This window comes from Hyphomicrobium sp. DMF-1 (assembly GCF_027886585.1).
GTDB classification, from domain to species: Bacteria; Pseudomonadota; Alphaproteobacteria; order Rhizobiales; family Hyphomicrobiaceae; genus Hyphomicrobium_C; species Hyphomicrobium_C zavarzinii.
Genome location: NZ_CP115706.1, coordinates 578,963 through 597,398, shown reverse-complemented (window position 1 = coordinate 597,398; position 18,436 = coordinate 578,963). Strand labels below are relative to the sequence as shown.

Below are 18,436 nucleotides of genomic sequence, written 5' to 3'. Positions count from 1 at the left end.
GCGGAGGCGCAAGGGCTGGGAGGGGCTGCCGGCGTAACTGTCCTCAAGCCGAAGCGTGACCGGGGGCCGAATGGGTGAGCATGCCCCTCGATATGAACGAGCGTGTGATCGAAACGACGGAAAAACACTCCTTTGCCGTCTGGCCGTGGCTGCGCGAGCGCGCTTCCGCGATCCGGCGCGGCTGGCTTCGCATCGGCTTGCCCGCGAAGCTGCTGCTGCTCACGGCCGTGTTCGTCATGCTCGCGGAAATCCTGATCTTCCTACCCTCCATCGCCAATTACCGCATCAGCTGGCTGAATGACCGGCTGACCGCCGCCAACGTGGCCGCTCTCGCCGCCGAAGCCGTGCCGGGACGCAACGTGCCACCCGCTCTGCGGAACGAGCTGGTCCGCACGGCTCTCGTTCGCGCCGTCGCCATTCGCCGGGGCGGCGCGCGCCGCTTGGTCCTGCCGCCCGTTTCCGAGATCTCGATCGACGAGCATTTCGATCTGCGCCAGCCTCCCGGTCTCACCGTCGGACAGGATCTCGCGCTCCGCGCCTCGCAGATCAAGGACGCCATCGACGTGTTCCTGGCCCCCGACGACCGCGTCATCCGCATCGTCGGTCTGCTGGGTCCCCGCTTCGACGACGTGATCGAGGTCGTGCTGCCGGAGGAGCCGCTGAAGCGCGCGATGGTCCGCTACGGCATGAACATCGTCTATCTCTCGATCATGATCTCACTGATCACGGCGGCGCTGGTGTACTTCGCCATCAGCGCGCTGCTCGTGCGCCCGATGATGCGCATCTCCCGCAACATGCTGCGTTTCGGCGAGAACCCCGAGGACGCGAGCCGCATCATCACGCCTTCGGGCCGCGCCGACGAGATCGGCACCGCCGAGCGCGAGCTCGCTCACATGCAGCGCCAGCTCACGCAGGCTCTCATCCAGAAGAACCGGCTCGCTCAGCTCGGCCTCGCCGTCAGCAAGATCAGCCACGATTTGCGCAACATGCTCGCCAACGCACAGCTCATCTCCGATCGCCTGACGGCCATCCCCGATCCCACCGTGCAGCAGTTCGCACCGAAGCTGATCGCCTCGCTCGATCGCGCCATCAACTTCTGCAACTCCTCGCTCCGCTTCGGCCGCGCCGAGGAGGCCGAGCCACGCCGCGAGCTGATGCGTCTGAAGCCGTTGCTGGAAGAGGTGGCGGAAGGCTTGGGCCTCCCGCGCGAAGGAAAGATCGCCTGGACGCTCGACCTCGACGACCAGCTTCTGATCGACGCCGATCACGAACATCTTTTCCGCGTCTTGAGCAACCTGACGCGCAACGCCGTGCAGGCCATCGAGAGCCAGGGCGATGCCAAGTCCGGCGAGATCCGCGTCAAGGCCTGGCGGGATGGCCGCAAGGTCTTCATCGAGATGTCCGACAACGGTCCCGGCGTGCCGAAGCACGCCCGCGAGAACCTGTTCCGTGCCTTCCAGGCTTCCACCCGCAAGGACGGCTCCGGCCTCGGCCTCGCCATCGCCTCGGAGCTGGTGGGGGTGCACGGCGGCAAGCTCGAGCTTCTCGATACCGGCGCCGGCGCGACCTTCCTCATCGAGCTGCCGGACCGGAGCGTGCGCTGATCGTCTCACCCTCCCGGGCCGAGGCCACCTTAGAAGTGCATCCGCACCCGAACGGTCCCCTCGGGATTCGCCCATTTCTCTGAGGGAACGCAAAGCGACATCGAGCAGAAAGAAACGGAGGAATGACGAGCGCTTCTTGCCCCTCATCGCCCGAATATACGGGGTATCCAGAGGGGTTATCCCGAAAGCAGCCCCGGCGTCACCGAAGACACTTGCACTTGACGGACAGGCACATTAGTAGTTGCCGCCTTGCCGGACCTCAGGCGGCGCCGTGGCGCTACTCGACGGTCCCAGCCGGTCCTCAACCGGCAACATCGGCAAAGACGCGCCCGTAGCTCAGCTGGATAGAGCACCAGACTACGAATCTGGGGGTCAGAGGTTCGAATCCTTTCGGGCGCGCCATTCTTCGTTTTCAGCATTGATTTCATTAATTTTTGCGCCGGTTTTTCCCAAGCCGCCAAGCCGGTTTGGCACTTTGATTGCGTGTGGCGCACCCGTAAGGCGGTCGATAGCAGACCGTGCGAGCCGCTTCTGTTCCGCAGCGCGTGTATATTGGGCGACCTGCCGCCTAGCGCAGCGCGCGGACTGACGGTCGAGCTGAGCATTGAGGGCTTCACCGACCGCGCGGCCGCCTGTCCGGAGCGTCACATCAACGATGATCGCTCCTTCTGCCTTTGCCACCCCACGCCAACCATTCGGTCCATGGACGAGGCTAAGGTCTGGTGGCAATTGCTACACCGCCATCTTTCGGACAGTGGCCGGCGCAGCAGTGGCTGTCGCACGGTGAAGCGGGTCCACATCATCAACGTGCACTGGAGGCGGCCAAGAGGCCAGGATTCGAAGACCTCTACCACAGGAACCTCTACGAGGAGCAGGCAACTGTGTTTACGGCAGTTTCTGGGACCGACCGACGATCACGCCCGGCGCGACGGATTGATGTCACGATGGTCCCAAGCCGTCCATAAACTATCGGAGTTTAGGTCAGAAGCTGCCATCAACGGTTTGGCGTCAGATGCGTCGCATAAATGCGGTCCGTCCCAATAGCGGCAATCGGCGAGGCCAAGGCCGTCGCCGACCACGTCTGCTTATTGAGGGTATCGCGTCAGATGTCGATCTTCTCGGCGATCGCGATGGCCCGGTGCGCTGGTAGATCAACACCGCCTTGGTACGTCGCAAGGAGTGCGTTCCGAATTTCGCCGGTGAACGAGCCGGGCGTACTGCCTCGTCGTCATTCCGTGGGAGATATCGCCTCGGCTTGCGAATAGGAACTGACCCGGCTTTCTCCCGGCCCAGCGGCTCAAAGGCAGTCACTAAATTTCTGCATTCGATATGAGAATGAAGTGGAAGCGATAATCAGTGTTAGGGATTGTCGTTGCATCGAAGAATGTATATTTAGCGCTGCGATTGGCAGGAGAGAAAGGCAATGGCAGTTGAGGGGCTGGCAGGTGCAGTGCAAATGGGCGCCAAGCTTCGCCAGTTTCGCCTCGCGAAACGCCTAACCCTCAAAGAGGTGGCAAGCAGGGCCGATTGCTCGGAAAGTATGCTCTCAAAAGTCGAAAATGACCGCATTACGCCATCGATCGGTTTGCTGCATCGGCTCGTCGCCAGTCTAGGAACGAATATGACGGCCCTATTTGAGCCGAGTGCCGCCCGAGTGGTTACGCGACAAGGGGAGCGTCCATTCATCGTTCGGAACGCTGGCGCGGAAGGAAGCGACGTTTCGCTGGAATTGCTGACCCCGTCTCCGGGTCCGGTGTTGTTCCAGGCTAATATTCATACGGTACCTCCGCGCTGCCGGAGCGATGGCAGGATTGTCCATAAGGGTGAGGATTTCGGATACGTCCTGGAGGGCACGCTGGAGCTTTCAGTGGGGGATCAGATTTATGCGCTGAAAGCCGGCGATACCTTCTATTTTCCGTCAGAGCTTCCGCATGGCTATCGGAACGCCGGTAAGACTACGTTGAGGGTGCTTTGGTTCAACACCCCGGCGACATTCTGAGGGGGGCAGTCACCTCGGGATATTGAGCTTTCTGCTTGCTTGATCAGCTTGCGATGGCGGTGGGCGATGCCGTGACGACGAGGTCGGCATCCTCAATGGCGCGGAACGTGGCCAGTGCCTCTTGATCGGCGTCTTTCGGGTTGGCGACTACCGCGATCTGCTTCCAAAGCGTTGACACATCGACGACCGATGTCTCGGTTTCCACGCGATCGCCGACAGCGGCCCCGATGGCTAACGCCAAGGTGCGCGTTCGAGAAGGAGCGCGGACGCCAGCGGACACCCCTGCGACTTTGAATGAACCTTTCAGACGACGGCATGAGTTGGCGACCATGGAAGCCTCTGCTTGCGCCGCAAAACGACGCGGCTCGTCTTGTAGACGGCGGGCGCGGCTCCTGTGGTGGATACTTAACCTGGGGGACAGCGGGCAAATACGAAAAATTCATTAGCTTTTTTCAGACGTAAAAAGTCAAGCCGTTTGAGTGCAATTCAAGTGGCTTGATTTTCTTATCACAAATACGACGTTGTTTTGAATTGAGCGCTCGTTAGAAGCCTGGGTCGAAGAATTGCTCACCTGCGGCTTTCAGCGATGCTAACACCAATCATCAACCCCTGGTTTTTGCCGACGCATAGAGACAGCCGCTCGCTCAGCGTCGATGTCAGCGGACGCGAGCCCGATGTTACATATCTCGAGCAGGTCGTTCTGGCGGCTGATGCTCTCGGGCATGAGGGCGTACTCGTTCCCACCGGCACGAGCCGCGAAGACCCGTGGATCGTATCGGCATTCGCCGGCTCCGTTACCGAGCGGCTGAAGTTCCTCCTTGCCCGGAGCTCGGGATCAAGGGCCTCCGATCCGTCGCGGCCACGGGCACGCGGAAGTACGGGGAGGCGGTCGTTGACCAGGACGCGGGAGCGCGCCGTTGGCACAATCGCCACTCCTCAGGCAACTTTTGGCCATTTCAGACAAGGTGAGAAAGCCGATGCAGGTTGACTTGCAAGGTCTGCCGCTGACTGGCGCGGACGCCAATTCAGCCGCGCTCTATAGGCAGGGCGTCGACGAGCTGGTGCTGTTCAAGACCACTGTCTTCGACACGCTAGATCAAGCTATTTCGGCAACGCCGAATTTTCCGATGGCGTCCTTCGCTAAGGCCTACCTGCATTTGTTCATGACCGAGCCTGCCTCGACGGCATTGGCTGTCGAGACGATCGCGAACTTGAAGACGCATGCTCCCGCATCGTCTTGGTCGGACCGCGAGCGGGCGCACGCCGAAGCGATCGATGCCTGGATTGGCGGCGATATGCGAAAGGCGGCCCGTGTTCTCGACAGGTTGGGGATCGACGAACCGCGCGACATTCTCGGTCTTCGCATAGGGCACGAGCTCGACTTCTTCTCGGGCAACACGCGAAACCTGAAAGATCGTGTCGCGCGACAGATCGGACAGTGGCACCGCAGCGATGCCCAGTATGGTGTTGTCCATGGCTGCTATGCGTTCGGCCTCGAGGAAAACGGCGAATATGAGCGGGCGGAACACCATGGCCGTCTCGCGCTCGATTATCGGCCTGATGACGTCTGGGCGATCCATGCAGTGACGCATTCTCTTGAAATGCGCGGCGCGATCGGGGCCGGGCTTTCGTTCCTGAACGCGCGCAAGGACAGTTGGGCGGCCGGCAATCTCTTCAGCGCCCATAACTGGTGGCACAAGGGCCTATTCCATCTGGATCTTGGCGACTATGGGCGCGCACTCGAGGTTTACGACCGGGCGCTCTTTCATGACGACAGCCCGAAAATAGCGCTCGTCTTGCTCGATGCGTCGGCTTTGTTATGGCGGGCCCATCTTGAAGGTGTGGACGTTCGCTCGCGCTTTGAGACACTTTCTGCCGCGTGGGAGACCGTTCTTCCCGATGTGTCGCACTACGTCTTTAACGACGTGCACGCTGTGATGGCCCACGTGGGCGCAGAAAACCTAGGGGAAGCGCGCCGCGTCTTAGCCAACCTCGAAGCTTTCGTCGCGTCGGATGGTGCGGAGACGAACAACCGGGCCAACGGTCAACGTGTCGGCATCCCTCTCGCGAAGGCGTTTCTCGCGTTCGGGGAGCAACGCTATCGCGACGCGGCGGAGGAAATACTCAACGCGCGGGGCCATGCAGTGGAGTTCGGCGGTTCGGCCGCGCAGCGCGACGTTCTCGATCGTACGCTTATCGAAGCAGCCATCCGCTCCGATTGGACGAATCTCGCGACCGCTCTTGCGTCGGAACGCATCACGGCGCGCCCGGAGAATCCCTACGGCTGGATCAAATCGGCGGTGGCGCTTGAGAAAGCCCGCAAGACGATCGCGGCCGCAAACGCGCGCGAAACAGGCGAGCGTCTGAAAACGCGGGTGCATGGCCCGGCGTGCAACACCCCCGATCCTTCATTCGCCTGAGCGTGCAGCAGCCACACTGTTGCACGCGAACTGTTCGCTTCATGAGGACTACAACGTGTCAAACTCGACGACGAAAAACGGAACGAAGACGAAGTTTCACCTTGGGTGGTTCACCAACTTCACGGCCGACGAATGGAACGGTCCGTTCTCCAACGGCGGCAACAGCTGGGACGGCAGCTTTCACATCGACATGGCGCGCGCGCTCGACCGCGCTGGTTTCGATTTCATCATGCTCGAGGACAAGCTGGCCATTCCCGAAGCCTACGGCGGCAGTTTCGAGAGCTACCTGAAGCTCGGCCTCGGCATGGCGCCGAAACACGATCCAGTGCCCTTGGCCACTCTGATGGCGGCACACACGAAGGGTCTCGGTGTCGTGGCGACGATGTCCACGCTTGGATATCCGCCGTACCTGCTCGCTCGCCTTGCGTCTACCGTAGACCATCTCACCAACGGTAGGTTCGCCTGGAACATCGTGACCAGCGCGGAAAACGCTGCCGCGCAGAACTTCGGTCTCGACGAGCTTCCGCCGCGCGAGAAGCGTTATGAGGTGGCCCACGAGTACATGGATCTCTTTTACCAACTGATCGATTCATGGGATGAGGGCGCGCTCGTCCGGGATCGTGAGACCGGAACCTACGTGGATCACACAAAGGTCCGGACGATTGATTTCCAGGGCAAGTATTTCAAATGCCGCGGGCCGCTGAACACGCTCCGGTCTCCACAAGGGCGTCCGACGTTGTTGCAGGCGGGTGGATCTCCGACGGGCCGTGACTTTGCGGCCAAGCACGCCGACGCAATCATCGCTGTCGAAAACGGCATCGAAGGCATGAAGGCCTATCGTGACGATATTCGCGCGCGGGCGGCGAAGCATGGACGCAATCCGGATGATGTCAAAGTCCTGTTCCTGATCACGCCGGTTCTCGGCGAGACGGACGCTGAGGCGCAGGCGCAGTACGAGCGGACCGCGCATAACGCGACCTTCATCGAACAGAACCTGGCTCTGATCTCTGCCATCACGGACATCAACTTCAAGGCTTTCGATCTCGACAAGCCCTTGCCGGAGAAGCTCACCACGAACGGTGAGCAGGGATCGCTCGACAAGTTCCAGCAGTGGGGGAAAAACAAGACGCTCCGGCAACTCGTCATCGAAGCCTCGGGCGGAATCTGCGCGTCGATCGAACTCGTCGGCACGCCTGACACTGTGGCGGACAAGATGGAAGCCGCGATGGAGGAGGTCGGCGGAGACGGCTTCCTCATCACCACGCCCGCGCTTTCGACCAATCGCCGGCACGTAATTTCGGTGACCGACGGTCTGGTGCCTGCACTGCAGCGGCGCGGGCTGGTGCGAACCGAATACACGCACAAGACGCTGAGAGAAAACCTCCTGGCGTTCTGATCGCTGACTGAAGCTATCCTTTTACAATCGGAGTTGAAGATGAAGAATGCGCGACTTTTTGCGATGCTGATCGCATCGCTTGCGGCAGTGGCAATGTCCATAGGCGGGGCTACGGCGGCAGACAAACCCACTTTCCGCTTCGGCTGGATCGTATTCACGCCGTGGATGCCGTGGAGCTATGCCCAGCAGAGCGGCATTCTAAAAAAGTGGGCTGACAAGTACGACGTCAATATCGAGCTGGTTCAGCTCAACGACTATGTCGAATCCGTGAACCAGTATTCGGCAGGCGGCCTTGATGGCGTTTTAGCAAGCATTGCAGATGTCTACTCCATCCCCGTAGCCAACGGCGTCGATACGACAATCTTCCCCATCGACTACTCCAACGGGGCAGACGCCATCGTGCTCAAAGGCAAGGACAAGCTTGCCGATATCAAGGGGCAGACGGCCCATTTGGTCGAGTATTCAGTCTCCCACTACCTTCTTGATCGCGCGCTCGAGACTGCGAATATTCCCTTCGATGACATAAAGCGGATCAATATTGGCGACGCAGATTTCGTCGCCGCCTACAAGGCTCCCGAGCTTTCGGCGCTGGTCGCCTGGCAACCACAGATCGACCAGATCAAGCAGAGCGGCGATGCACACATCGTGTTCGATTCGTCGAATATTCCGGGTGAGGTGTTCGAGTCGATCATCATCCGAACCAGCAAGCTCAAGGAAAACCCGAACTACGCAAAGGCCCTGCTTGGTGCCTGGTACGAGGTGGCCGCGATCATCAACAACAAGGCAGATCCCAAGCGTCCGGAAGTGATCAAGGCGCTGGCCGAGGCTTCCGCGACCGACCCGGCGACCTACGAGCAGCAGCTGACGTCTGTCGGCCTATTCTCGAACGGTGCAGATGCTCTGGCCTTCGCGGATCGCGCGCAGACGAAAGAGACCTTGGTTCGTGTTCGCGATTTCGCGCACCGCTATCAGCTTCTCGGCAAGGACGTAAAGGAAGCCGACTCAATCGGCATCCAACTCCCCACCGGCGAGGTCGTGGGAAGCAAGGACAACGTTCTGCTTCGCTTCGATCGTGACCTCATAGCGCAAGCGGCGGCCGGCAAGCTGTGAGCAAGACGCGTCTCGTCAACGCAAGGCCGTCCCGTAGAGCCACACTGGCTCTCGGGGCGGTCCCGTTTGTCGTAGCTGCAATAGCCTATGCGAGCGCGTCCGCATCGCGGCTTGCCGAGAACGCGCGCGACAATCTGTTGCCGTCCGCTTTTGCCATGTACGAGGGTGTGAAGCGGATCGGTGGCGCGATTGATCCGCACTCGGGTTTGAGTGTATTTGCCGCAGATACCTTTTCGAGTCTGGAGCGGCTCGTCATTGGGCTAGGACTTGCAGCGTTGATCGGCTTAGCCGTCGGCATCGCCCTCGGTCTGTTTCCCTTTATCCGCGCAATGTTCTCGCCGTTTGTTGCAGTCGTCTCGATCATTCCGCCCTTCGCGCTACTTCCGATTATTCTCATCACGATGGGACTAGGGGAAGCTTCGAAGATTTTCCTGATCGTGTTAGGCATCGCTCCATTCATTGCGCGCGACATCGCGACACGAACGCAGGAAATCCCGGTTGAGGTGCTGATCAAGGCGCAGACGCTTGGGGCGTCCACGCATCTTATTGTGAGTACCATCGTGCTGCCGCAGATGCTGCCGCGCCTTCTCGAAAGCGTTCGGGTGGGTCTTGGCTCGGCGTGGTTGTTTTTGCTGGCAGGAGAAGCGATCGCCGCGCAGAGCGGCCTCGGTTATCGCATCTTTCTGGTGCGCCGCTACATGGCGATGGATGTCATCATCCCGTACGTCCTTTGGATCACGCTCATTGCGTTCACGCTTGATTACGTCCTCAAGCGCGGCGCCGAATACATGGGGCCTTGGATCTATGCGAGCAGGGCCACCCCATGAGTGCGATCGATGTGCAGGGCGTCGGCGTCCAGGCTGGAAATCAGTGGGTCCTGCGGGGCGTCGATCTCACAGTTGAAAAGGGGAGCTTCTGCGCGATCACGGGACCGTCGGGGAGCGGCAAATCAACATTCGTGCGGCTTCTTCTCGGCCAGCTCCGGCCCACAGAGGGCCGGGTGCTGCTCGAGGGTGCGCCGATGCCGGACCACCCGACGCCGGACCGCGGCGTCGTATTCCAGAACTACTCGGTCTTCGCACACAAGACGGCTCTGGATAATGTCCTTCTAGGTTTGAAATTCAAGCATGCGCCACGGACGGGATGGGTATTCGGGCACGCACTGAAAGTCCTCCGCGAAAGAGCCATGCAAGCGCTCGCAGACGTCGGTCTAGAGACAGCGGCACGGAAATATCCGCACGAACTCTCTGGCGGAATGTGCCAGCGCCTCGCGATTGCTCAGGCGATGATCGCCCGACCGAAATTGCTGTTGCTTGATGAGCCGTTCGGTGCGCTGGATCCGACCAATCGAACTCAGCTCCAGCGGTTGGTGCGCACGCTGTGGCGTGATACTGGCGCGACAATTGTCATGGTGACCCATGACGAAGCTGAAGCTAAAGCGCTGGCAACGAAGCTGCTGCGGTTCGAGCCGTGTCGCGAAACGGGACATACCCGCATCCGGGTACAAGCGCCTCCAAGCGTTTCGACCGGCTCCCCGAGCATGCGAACCCTGGAGCGAGGAGCGATCACGCCCAAGCCTGGCAAGCAAAAGCGCAAGGCGTGCAATCGCCGTTGATCTATGGCGGACGGAACATTGCGCTATCGGGCCGGTGGGGTGCGCAGTCGACATGGCTCCCTAGTCGACCTCACACAGCTCCACGACTGATCTGTCCCGGAAGCGGATGTAGAGGTCGTCTGAGTCGAACTCATCTGACATTCCCATCGATGTCTGCAGTTGGAATAATTACTGCCATGCCCGTGACCATCGCACCCTATCCACGAAGGCGGGATATCGCGAATCATCAAGTTGCCCTGGAGCATTTGAATGTCCCATGACCCCGTCATCGAGCCCGCTGCCGTGCCGTTGCTCGGCGTCTACCGCCTGCTCGACGTGCGATCGCCAGACGCCTTCGACTCTGGCCATGCAGCGCACGCTATGCGGGTGCCCATCGAGGAGTGGGAGGCGGCCGCAAAGGCCGGCGAGACTTCCTTTGAGAACGTCACTTATTGGGAGCACCAGATCGCCGCTCTCGGCGTGGACGGACAACGACCTGTCGTCATCTACGACGACGGCCGGATGACTGAGGCGGCCCGCGTCTGGTTCATCCTGCAGTACTTCGGCGCCAAGGCGTTCATCTTAAACGGTGGATGGCCCGCGCTCGAAGGAGGCGCGCTATTGCCCGTATCGGCCGCGAAGCCGAGGGATTCCACGACGTTTCGGGCGCGCCCCGGAAGCGGGCCCGTCGGGCTTGCCGACCGGACGACGCTTAAGGCCGAGCTTGGCGCTGACGTTCGCGTCTTCGATGCCCGCACGGTCGGCGAATACACGGGAACGGATCTGCGGCGTAATGCACGCGGCGGCCATCTGCCGGGCGCGCGGCTGATCCCCCATTCTGACCTGCTCGACGACGGCCGTCTAAAGCCCGCCGGCCACTTGCGCGGCCTGCTGGCTGATGCCGGTTTCCAATCCGGAGACCATATCGTGACCCATTGCGACGGCGGAGGCCGCGCCGCGCTGGCCGCTGTCGCTGCCGTTCGGGCCGGCTGTGATGATGTGCGTGTCTACTACCTCAGCTTCTCCGATTGGGCGAAAGACGGGAGTTGCCCGATAGTCGGGTAACGGGACGCTACGGCTCGTCCGCCGGACCTGCTGCCCATGGACGAGCCATTCCGGGCACTCGGCGCGCTGACGCGCATGATGATGGAGAGGCACTTTCTGAACATCTAGGCCCGCGCGACACGACCGTCGTGTTCGCCACGCTACGCATGAAAATTCATATGAGAAAATCGTCTAAGCGGCCTGCAAACTAATTGCTTCAACTGGCCGCGCCTTATCCCTCAAGGATTTCCAAAGCGATGTGCGGCAACAGGCGGACGCCAATCCGCCTGCTCAAGCGCGCATCGAGGTTGGGGGTGTAGGTTCCATGACAGATCTAACTGCCGGTGCGGCCGGCGAGGCGGCCACGTTTCATCTCTGGGTGTTCTCGGATGCCCACGCAGCGACCGATCGCGCCGTCTCGGCCGCCATCCGCAACGGCATGGGCTTCATTCCGCCCGCCGGCTACCCCGAAAGCCTCGCCAATGCGCTGCGCCAGTCGGAAGAAGGCGGCGAGCTCGGCGGGCCGTCGTTCCGCTGGGACATTGCGCTCGACCTCGGCGACAACGCGGGTCTTTGGGATCTCCCGGACGATACCCAGGGCGCAGAAGTGGTGCGCCAGCTCGGCGTCCTGAAGCAACACCGGCGCGAGCAGATCTATCCGGTCGCCGGCAATCACGACGGCTCGCCCGGAGACGCCGCGTCGAGCCTGGGCAAGCCCGCCAACTGGTGGTTCCGCAAGTGGATCGATCCGCTGGGGGAGCATCCTGAGACGTCGGGCGTCGACCCTGCCAAGCGGCCCTACCCGGTCGATGGCGTGTGGGATCGCTATACGTTCAAGGTCGGCAACATCCGCTTTCTCATGATGAGCGACCGCAACGACCTGCCGTATCCGGTGGGGCGGCGTGAATCCGGCGGCGGCTCACCGGCCGGCGCGGTAACGGGCGAGACGTGGGAGTGGTGGCGGCAGAAGGTCGAAGCCGCCCGCGAAGCGGGCGAGATCGTCGTGAGCTGTCACCATCACATGCTGCGTGAGACGACGGTTGGCTCTGGCGATTTCGAGGGCGTTTCGCGCTATCCCGATGGACGTTATCGCCACGGGCGCTACCACGGCGTCGACGGCGTACCGGAAGGCGCCTCGTATCTCTATTTCGTTGACGACGAGCCCAAGGCGCAGCGGTTCGAGCGTTACCTCGAAGCCAACCCGGGTGCTGTTGACATCTGGCTCGGCGGACACACGCATACGCATCCGGACGACATCGTCAGCGGACGCAGCCACGTGGAACGCCGCTGGAACACAAACTTCGTCAACTGCGCGCAGCTCTCCAAGTACCACTCGTTCGTCACGTGTCCGCCGATGAGCCGGCATTTCACCTTCACGGCCGGCTCACGCCTCGTGCGCGTGCGCCTCTACCTGCACGACGACAGCCACGCGCCGCAGGGCTGGTATCGCCCGGCAGAGCGCGTGCTCGAACTTTCGACGCCTTTCCTGCCGGGGTGAGCGCAGGTCGCTCCTAAGCAAAGAGCGCCGAGCCTCATATAGATCCAATAAATTATTCGTTCGCCAGACTTTTGGGGGCTCGTATTCGTTGACGATTGGGGACTTTCACATCGGGGCATCGAGCAAAGTGGCGGGGATTGTCCACCAGCAGTCTTTGCGGGACCTTGCAGGCGCGCCTGCTGGGGCTTCCGCACAGGCTACGGAGGCGCCTCCCAGCTTGCGGCTTGTCGCGGGCACAAGCCCCGATGGATCGGCCACCGACAACATTCTCGCCAAGCCGCGCTTGCGCCTCGAGCACGTGACGATCAACTACGGACGCAGCCGGCCGGCCGTCGACGACGTCTCGCTCTCGATCGGAGCGGGCGAGTTCGTCGCCCTACTGGGACCGAGTGGGTGCGGAAAATCCACTTTGCTCAACGTCTTTGCGGGATTTCGCTCGCCGGATCGCGGCCGCGTTCTTCTCGACGAGCAGCCGCACCTAGGTCCTTCGGCGCGCTGCGGGATCGTTTTCCAGAAGCATGCGCTTTTTCCCTGGATGAGCGTGATCGAGAACGTGGCCTTCGGACCGCGACGGCTCGGGCTGGACAGGCCCTTGGAGCGCGCGCATGCGCTTCTCGACTTGGTCGGCCTCAAGGACGTGGCGCATGCGTGGCCGTCGAGCCTTTCTGGCGGCATGCAGCAGCGCGTCGGCATCGCTCGCGCGCTCGCGACGCGCCCGCCCGTGCTGCTCATGGACGAGCCGTTCGGTGCGCTCGACGCACAGACCCGCTCTCTCATGCAGGAGGAACTGCTCGCGATCTGGGACAAGCTCAAGCCCACCGTTGTGTTCGTGACCCACGACATCGAGGAGGCCCTCTTCCTTGCGGACCGCGTGATCGTGATGGAATCGCTCCCGGGGCGCGTCGCTCGAGAAATTTCGATCCCGTTTCCGCGCCCGCGCGCGCACGCCATCATGGACCAGCCGGCATTCATCGAGCACCGCCGCGAGATCGCGGATGTGATCCGCATCGAAGCACGGAAGGCATTCCGATGAACCGGCGCGACCACAGGCTTGACCAGATCCGGCAGGCCGCCTTGACGATCGGGCTCGGCGCGGCGGGGCTCGCCATTTTTCTCGCGATCTGGACACTCGCCTCGCTCAAGCTCGACAACGACGTTCTCCTGCCGCCGCCGGCCGATGTTCTCACGACCTACGGCGAGCTGATTGCCGACGGCTCGCTCGCGGGCGACGTCAAGGCCAGCATCGTCCGCGTGTTCGCCGGCTTTTTCGCCGCTGCAAGCCTCGCGGTGCCGCTGGCGCTCGTGCTGGCTTATTCGCGCATCCTACGCGCGCTGGTGATGCCGCTCATCGCGCTCATACGGCCGATTCCGCCGATCGCGTGGATCCCGCTCGCCATTCTGTGGATGGGCCTCGGCGACCCGCCTAGCTATTTCATCACCGCGATCGCCGCGTTCTTCCCAATCTTCATCAATGCGTTCGCAGGCGGCACCTCGCTCGTGGAGGAGCACGTCAATGCGGCCCGCTCGCTCGGCGCCTCGCCGCTCGCGCTGCTCACAACCGTCATGCTGCCGTCCGCGCTGCCGTCGATCGCAACGGGCCTGCGCATCGGGCTCGGGCAGGCCTGGATGGCGGTCGTCACGGCCGAGTTGGTCGCTGCCCAATCGGGGCTCGGCTACATGATCCAGATCAGCCGGCTCAGCCTCGAGACCTCCCGCGTGCTCGTCGGCATGACCGTCATCGGCCTTCTCGGCGCTCTCATGATCGGCTCGCTCGGCGTGCTTGAGCGGCGCGTCATCGTCCCCTGGCACTATCCACGTTAGAAAAGGAAAAGGACCTTTCAGATGTCTCGCTCACTCCTTCGTGTAATCGCTCTGGCAGCCGTCGGCCTCTTGAGCCTTCAGGGACAATCGCAAGCGGAGAATGCCAAGATCCGCATCGGCTATCCGAGCGGCATGAACGGTCAGGTTCCAGTTGTCCTGCAGAAGGCGGGGCTGGCCGCAAAGCACGATCTCGATGCGGAGTTCACGGGCTTCCAGTTCGGTCCGCCGCTGATGGAGGGCCTCGCGTCTGGTCAGCTCGACGCTGTCGTGACGAGCTTCATCCCGCCTTTCAACCTCGCGCTAAAATCGCCAGGGTCGATCAAGTTCGTCGCAAGCCTCGGTCAATCTAGCCACTCGCTGCTCGTGCCGAAGGACAGCCAGGCCAAGACAATCGAGGATCTCAAGGGCAAGAAGATCGGGCTTTCGCTCAATACCGAGTCCCATCTCGACCTCCTGATCCTGCTCAAGGATAAGGGCATCGACAAGGATGCGTTCGAGTACGTCAATCTGCAGCCCAACGAGCTTCCGGGCGCCATCGAGACCGGCCTCGTCGATGCGGTGCTGATCCGCCAGCCGCAGACGCAGCGGCTCGAGACGAAGCTCGGCGCGAAGCGCGTGCACACCTGGCCCTTCTATTTTACCGCGCTCGTGCGCTCAGAATATCTGGCGAGCAACCCAAAGGCCGTCGACGCCTTCGTCGAGGCGTTGAAGGACGCCGTGTTCTACATCGCAACCAAGCCGGACGAATCCGCCGCGTGGTTCGCCGAGACTCAGCGGCTCGACGCCTCGGTGGTGAAGAGCCTCGCAGGCGAGAACCCGCTTTACGGGGTCAAATCGCGCGACGACGTCAAGATCACGATCGACGACGGTTTCAAGAAGCTTCTGGCCGAGCGTCTCGACGCGGGCACCAGCTTCGGCTTCGTCAAAGGCAAGCTCGATCCGGCCACGCTGGTTCCCTGACGGGGGACGCTGGCACGCAGTCCAGGCGGCCTCCCCGCTGGCCGCTTGGACTGCAGCTTTCGCGTCTCTGCCGTTGGAATAATCAGCAGTTCTTCTTCGTTTGTCGGGCCGACCGCGGCGGATAGCGTCGGGCTTGATTTAGATCAAAAGTGGAGATCCACATCATGACGCCTTCGTTCAAGAGCCTGGCGCGCGCCGCGCTCTCGCTTGCCGTCACGGCGGCGCTGCCGGCGCTGGCCTCCGCCCAGGAGAAGCTTTCCGAAATCAAGATCGACTGGGCGACCTACAATCCCGTGTCGATCGCGCTCAAGAACCAGGGCCTGCTCGAGAAGGAATTCGAGAAGGATGGTATCAAGATTACGTGGGTGCAGTCGCTCGGCTCCAACAAAGCGCTTGAGTTTCTGAACGCGAGTTCGCTCGAATTCGGGTCGACGGCGGGAGCAGCCGCCCTCGTCGGCAAGATCAACGGCAATCCGATCAAGTCGATCTACGTCTATTCCCGGCCCGAGTGGGCGACGCTCGTCACGCGCCCCGACACCGGCATCAAGACAGTTGCCGACCTCAAGGGCAAGCGCGTTGCGGCTACCCGCGGCACCGACCCGCACATCTTCCTCATTCGCGCCCTTCAGGAAGCGGGCCTGTCGGAGAAAGACATCACGCTTGTTCTCCTGCAGCACGGCGACGGAAAGGCCGCACTCCTGCGCGGCGACGTCGACGCCTGGGCCGGCCTCGACCCCTTGACCGCCTCGGCCGAGATCGAGAATGGCGCCATCCTGTTCCACCGCAACAAGGAGGCGAACAGCTGGGGCGTTCTCAACGTTCGCGAAGCATTCGCCAAGCAGCACGCCGACGTGGTGAAACGCGTACTCGCCGCCTATGAGCAGGCACGCGAATGGTCGATTGCGCACCCGGAAGATCTCAAGAAGCAGCTCGTCGAAGTGACCAAGCTTCCCGACGCCGTCATCGAGCGCCAGCTCAAGGAGCGCACGGACCTCTCCCACTCGAAGATCGGCCAGCAGCAGAAGGATACGATCCTCGCAGCAGGCCTCGCACTTCAGAAGGCTGGCGTCATCAAGGAGGACGTCAACATCCAGGCAGTGGTCGATCAGTTGATCGACGGCACCTTCACCACGGCCGCGAAATAAGGCGGGATCGCGCATGCCCGCAGACGGCAGTCTCGCCATCGAGGCAAGAAGCGAAATTTCGGCGCTCCGGCGAACCTCACGGTTCGCCGGAGCCTATCCGTTTGTCGCGGGGCTCCTGCTGCCTGTCGCGCTTGGCGCGGTCTGGGAGGCGCTGGTCTATTTCGGCCTCGCGAACGGCCGGCTGGTTCCGCCGCCGTCGGCGATCTTCCGCACGCTCGCCGAGCTTTCCTCCACGGGTGAGCTTTACGTGCATATCCGTGCGACGCTGCTGCGCGTGCTGGCGGGATTCGCGGCAGGGGCCGTCGCCGGCACGCTCGTGGGAGCGCTGATCGGTTATTTCCGCCGCTTCCGGCAGCTGCTCGACCCGTCGCTGCAGGGGCTCAGGGCCGTGCCGTCGATCGCCTGGGTTCCTCTTTTCATCCTCTGGTTCGGAATCTTCGAGCTCTCGAAGATCACGCTGATCGCAGTCGGCGTCTTCTTTCCCGTCTACCTCGGCGTGCTTGGCGCCATCGAGGCCGTGGATCGCAAGACCGTCGAGGTGGGGCGCGCATTCCGCCTCTCGCCGCTCGGCCTCGTGAGACGCATCCTGCTGCCGTCCATCCTGCCCGCCTACGTGGTGGCGCTGCGCCAGGGGCTCGGGCTTGGCTGGATGTTCGTGGTAGCAGCGGAGTTCATGGGGGCTTCGGAGGGGCTGGGCTATCTCCTCGTCGACGGACAGCAGCTCGGCAAACCGCAGCAGATCGTCGCCGCCATTCTCGTCTTCGCCGTATTGGGCCAGATCACGGACTGGATACTTTCCCTGCTCACGGCTCCGTTTCTCAGGTGGCAGGATTCCTTCGCCAGAGCCCGTTGAGGTGCCATGCTCTCCATCAGAAACATCGGCAAAACCTACCCTAACGGCACGGCTGCGCTGCGCGAAATCACGCTCGATGTAGGGGCGGGCGAGATCGTGGCCGTCGTTGGTGGCTCCGGCTCGGGCAAGAGCACGCTGCTCCGCCTCATCTCCGGGCTCGACCATCCGACGAGCGGCACCATCGACGTCGACGGCACGCGCATCGTCGCGCCACATCCTGCCGTCGGCATCGTCTTCCAGGAGCCCCGCCTCCTGCCGTGGCTTACGGTCGAGGGCAATGTAGGCTTCGGTCTCGCCCACCTGTCGCGGCCCGAGCGACGCCACCGCGTCCACCAGGCGCTGAAGCGCGTCGGCCTCGCCGACTATGCGCTAAGATGGCCGCGTGAGCTTTCCGGCGGGCAGAGCCAGCGCGTCGCGATCGCACGCGCGCTGGTGGCGCGTCCGAGCGTCATCCTTCTCGACGAGCCGTTCTCGGCGCTCGATGCTTTCACCCGCGTCGAGCTGCAGGATCATCTTCTCGAGATCTGGGCCGATACGCGTCCGACGCTCGTACTGGTGACGCACGACATCGAGGAAGCCGTGGCGCTTGCATCCCGCGTCGTGGTGTTGCGGCCGTTTCCAGGACGCGTCGCCCAGGTCTCCGATGTCAAGCTCGCGCGTCCGCGCGACCGGCTCTCGCATTCCTTCGACGACGAGAAGCGCGCCATCCTTTCCGCTCTCGACACGACGCTCGCGCGGCGCGCGCCGCCGGCGGCCTGACATGGCTGCGCCAAGCGCAGGAGAGATAACGGAGCCCGCACAGATCGACGTAGCCATCATAGACGGCGGCTTCTCCGGCGCGGCTGTGGCCTATCACCTCGCACGGCTCGCGTCGCGGTGCTTCGATCGCAATCCTTCGAGCCGCGCGCAAACCTCGGCGGCGAGTTCGCCGACGTACGATCAACGACCCGGCCCATCGCATCAACGTGCCCGCCAAGCGCATATCGCTCCTG

19 protein-coding genes and 1 tRNA gene are annotated in these 18,436 nt (G+C 62.3%); 18 read left to right on the top strand and 2 right to left on the bottom strand.

Annotated elements, in window-relative coordinates:
- Nucleotides 1–80: 80 nt before the first annotated feature.
- Nucleotides 81–1,604: a sensor histidine kinase gene (locus tag PE058_RS02665; RefSeq protein WP_271030590.1), complete on the top strand. Its 1,524-nt coding sequence runs from the start codon at nt 81–83 to the stop codon at nt 1,602–1,604.
- A gap of 325 nt (nt 1,605–1,929) precedes the next feature.
- Nucleotides 1,930–2,006, top strand: a tRNA-Arg gene (locus tag PE058_RS02660).
- Here the strand turns inward: PE058_RS02660 and PE058_RS02655 are convergent.
- Entirely contained in the window at nt 1,977–2,285 is a 309-nt protein-coding gene (locus PE058_RS02655) for a hypothetical protein (protein WP_271029767.1), read from the bottom strand. The two genes, PE058_RS02660 and PE058_RS02655, sit on opposite strands and share 30 nt — an antisense overlap.
- Here PE058_RS02655 and PE058_RS22030 point away from each other — a divergent pair.
- Nucleotides 2,166–2,648 (top strand): E2 domain-containing protein, encoded by a 483-nt coding sequence (locus PE058_RS22030; RefSeq protein WP_442908678.1) that lies wholly within the window; start codon nt 2,166–2,168, stop codon nt 2,646–2,648. The two genes, PE058_RS02655 and PE058_RS22030, sit on opposite strands and share 120 nt — an antisense overlap.
- A gap of 379 nt (nt 2,649–3,027) precedes the next feature.
- Complete coding sequence (locus tag PE058_RS02650; RefSeq protein WP_020086013.1) at nt 3,028–3,603, top strand: cupin domain-containing protein; 576 nt, start codon at nt 3,028–3,030, stop codon at nt 3,601–3,603.
- Nucleotides 3,604–3,646: 43 nt separating this feature from the next.
- On the opposite strand, the gene PE058_RS02645 is transcribed toward PE058_RS02650, so the two are convergent.
- Nucleotides 3,647–3,934: an NAD(P)H-dependent oxidoreductase gene (locus tag PE058_RS02645; RefSeq protein WP_271029766.1), complete on the bottom strand. Its 288-nt coding sequence runs from the start codon at nt 3,932–3,934 to the stop codon at nt 3,647–3,649.
- A gap of 255 nt (nt 3,935–4,189) precedes the next feature.
- On the opposite strand from PE058_RS02645, the gene PE058_RS22025 reads away from it, so the two are divergent.
- From PE058_RS22025 to PE058_RS02580, 14 genes are all read left to right on the top strand, one after another.
- Nucleotides 4,190–4,591: an LLM class flavin-dependent oxidoreductase gene (locus PE058_RS22025; protein WP_442908669.1), complete on the top strand. Its 402-nt coding sequence runs from the start codon at nt 4,190–4,192 to the stop codon at nt 4,589–4,591.
- Nucleotides 4,551–6,023, top strand: coding sequence for a tetratricopeptide repeat protein (locus PE058_RS02640; protein ID WP_271029765.1), 1,473 nt, complete (start codon nt 4,551–4,553; stop codon nt 6,021–6,023). The genes PE058_RS22025 and PE058_RS02640 overlap by 41 nt, the downstream gene beginning before the upstream one ends.
- Entirely contained in the window at nt 5,983–7,419 is a 1,437-nt protein-coding gene (locus PE058_RS02635) for an NtaA/DmoA family FMN-dependent monooxygenase (protein WP_271029764.1), read from the top strand. Before PE058_RS02640 ends, PE058_RS02635 begins: the two co-directional genes overlap by 41 nt.
- A gap of 39 nt (nt 7,420–7,458) precedes the next feature.
- Nucleotides 7,459–8,529 carry a putative urea ABC transporter substrate-binding protein gene (locus tag PE058_RS02630; protein WP_020086009.1) on the top strand — a complete coding sequence of 357 codons (1,071 nt, stop codon included), beginning with the start codon at nt 7,459–7,461 and terminating at the stop codon, nt 8,527–8,529.
- Nucleotides 8,530–8,684: 155 nt separating this feature from the next.
- Nucleotides 8,685–9,356 carry an ABC transporter permease subunit gene (locus PE058_RS02625; RefSeq protein ID WP_020086008.1) on the top strand — a complete coding sequence of 224 codons (672 nt, stop codon included), beginning with the start codon at nt 8,685–8,687 and terminating at the stop codon, nt 9,354–9,356.
- Nucleotides 9,353–10,144 (top strand): ABC transporter ATP-binding protein, encoded by a 792-nt coding sequence (locus tag PE058_RS02620; RefSeq protein ID WP_271029762.1) that lies wholly within the window; start codon nt 9,353–9,355, stop codon nt 10,142–10,144. The genes PE058_RS02625 and PE058_RS02620 overlap by 4 nt, the downstream gene beginning before the upstream one ends.
- A 249-nt stretch (nt 10,145–10,393) precedes the next feature.
- Nucleotides 10,394–11,188 carry a sulfurtransferase gene (locus PE058_RS02615; RefSeq protein ID WP_020086006.1) on the top strand — a complete coding sequence of 265 codons (795 nt, stop codon included), beginning with the start codon at nt 10,394–10,396 and terminating at the stop codon, nt 11,186–11,188.
- 304 nt (nt 11,189–11,492) lie between these two features.
- Nucleotides 11,493–12,665, top strand: coding sequence for a metallophosphoesterase (locus PE058_RS02610; protein WP_271029761.1), 1,173 nt, complete (start codon nt 11,493–11,495; stop codon nt 12,663–12,665).
- 217 nt (nt 12,666–12,882) lie between these two features.
- Nucleotides 12,883–13,698: an ABC transporter ATP-binding protein gene (locus PE058_RS02605; RefSeq protein WP_271029760.1), complete on the top strand. Its 816-nt coding sequence runs from the start codon at nt 12,883–12,885 to the stop codon at nt 13,696–13,698.
- Nucleotides 13,695–14,486: an ABC transporter permease gene (locus tag PE058_RS02600; protein ID WP_271029759.1), complete on the top strand. Its 792-nt coding sequence runs from the start codon at nt 13,695–13,697 to the stop codon at nt 14,484–14,486. The genes PE058_RS02605 and PE058_RS02600 overlap by 4 nt, the downstream gene beginning before the upstream one ends.
- Before the next feature lie 21 nt (nt 14,487–14,507).
- Nucleotides 14,508–15,446, top strand: coding sequence for an ABC transporter substrate-binding protein (locus tag PE058_RS02595; RefSeq protein WP_020086002.1), 939 nt, complete (start codon nt 14,508–14,510; stop codon nt 15,444–15,446).
- Between the two features lie 164 nt (nt 15,447–15,610).
- Entirely contained in the window at nt 15,611–16,591 is a 981-nt protein-coding gene (locus tag PE058_RS02590) for an aliphatic sulfonate ABC transporter substrate-binding protein (RefSeq protein WP_020086001.1), read from the top strand.
- Between the two features lie 13 nt (nt 16,592–16,604).
- Complete coding sequence (locus PE058_RS02585) at nt 16,605–17,444, top strand: ABC transporter permease (RefSeq protein WP_020086000.1); 840 nt, start codon at nt 16,605–16,607, stop codon at nt 17,442–17,444.
- A gap of 6 nt (nt 17,445–17,450) precedes the next feature.
- On the top strand, nt 17,451–18,203 hold the full coding sequence (locus PE058_RS02580) for an ABC transporter ATP-binding protein (RefSeq protein ID WP_020085999.1): 753 nt from the start codon (nt 17,451–17,453) through the stop codon (nt 18,201–18,203).
- Nucleotides 18,204–18,436: the final 233 nt, after the last annotated feature.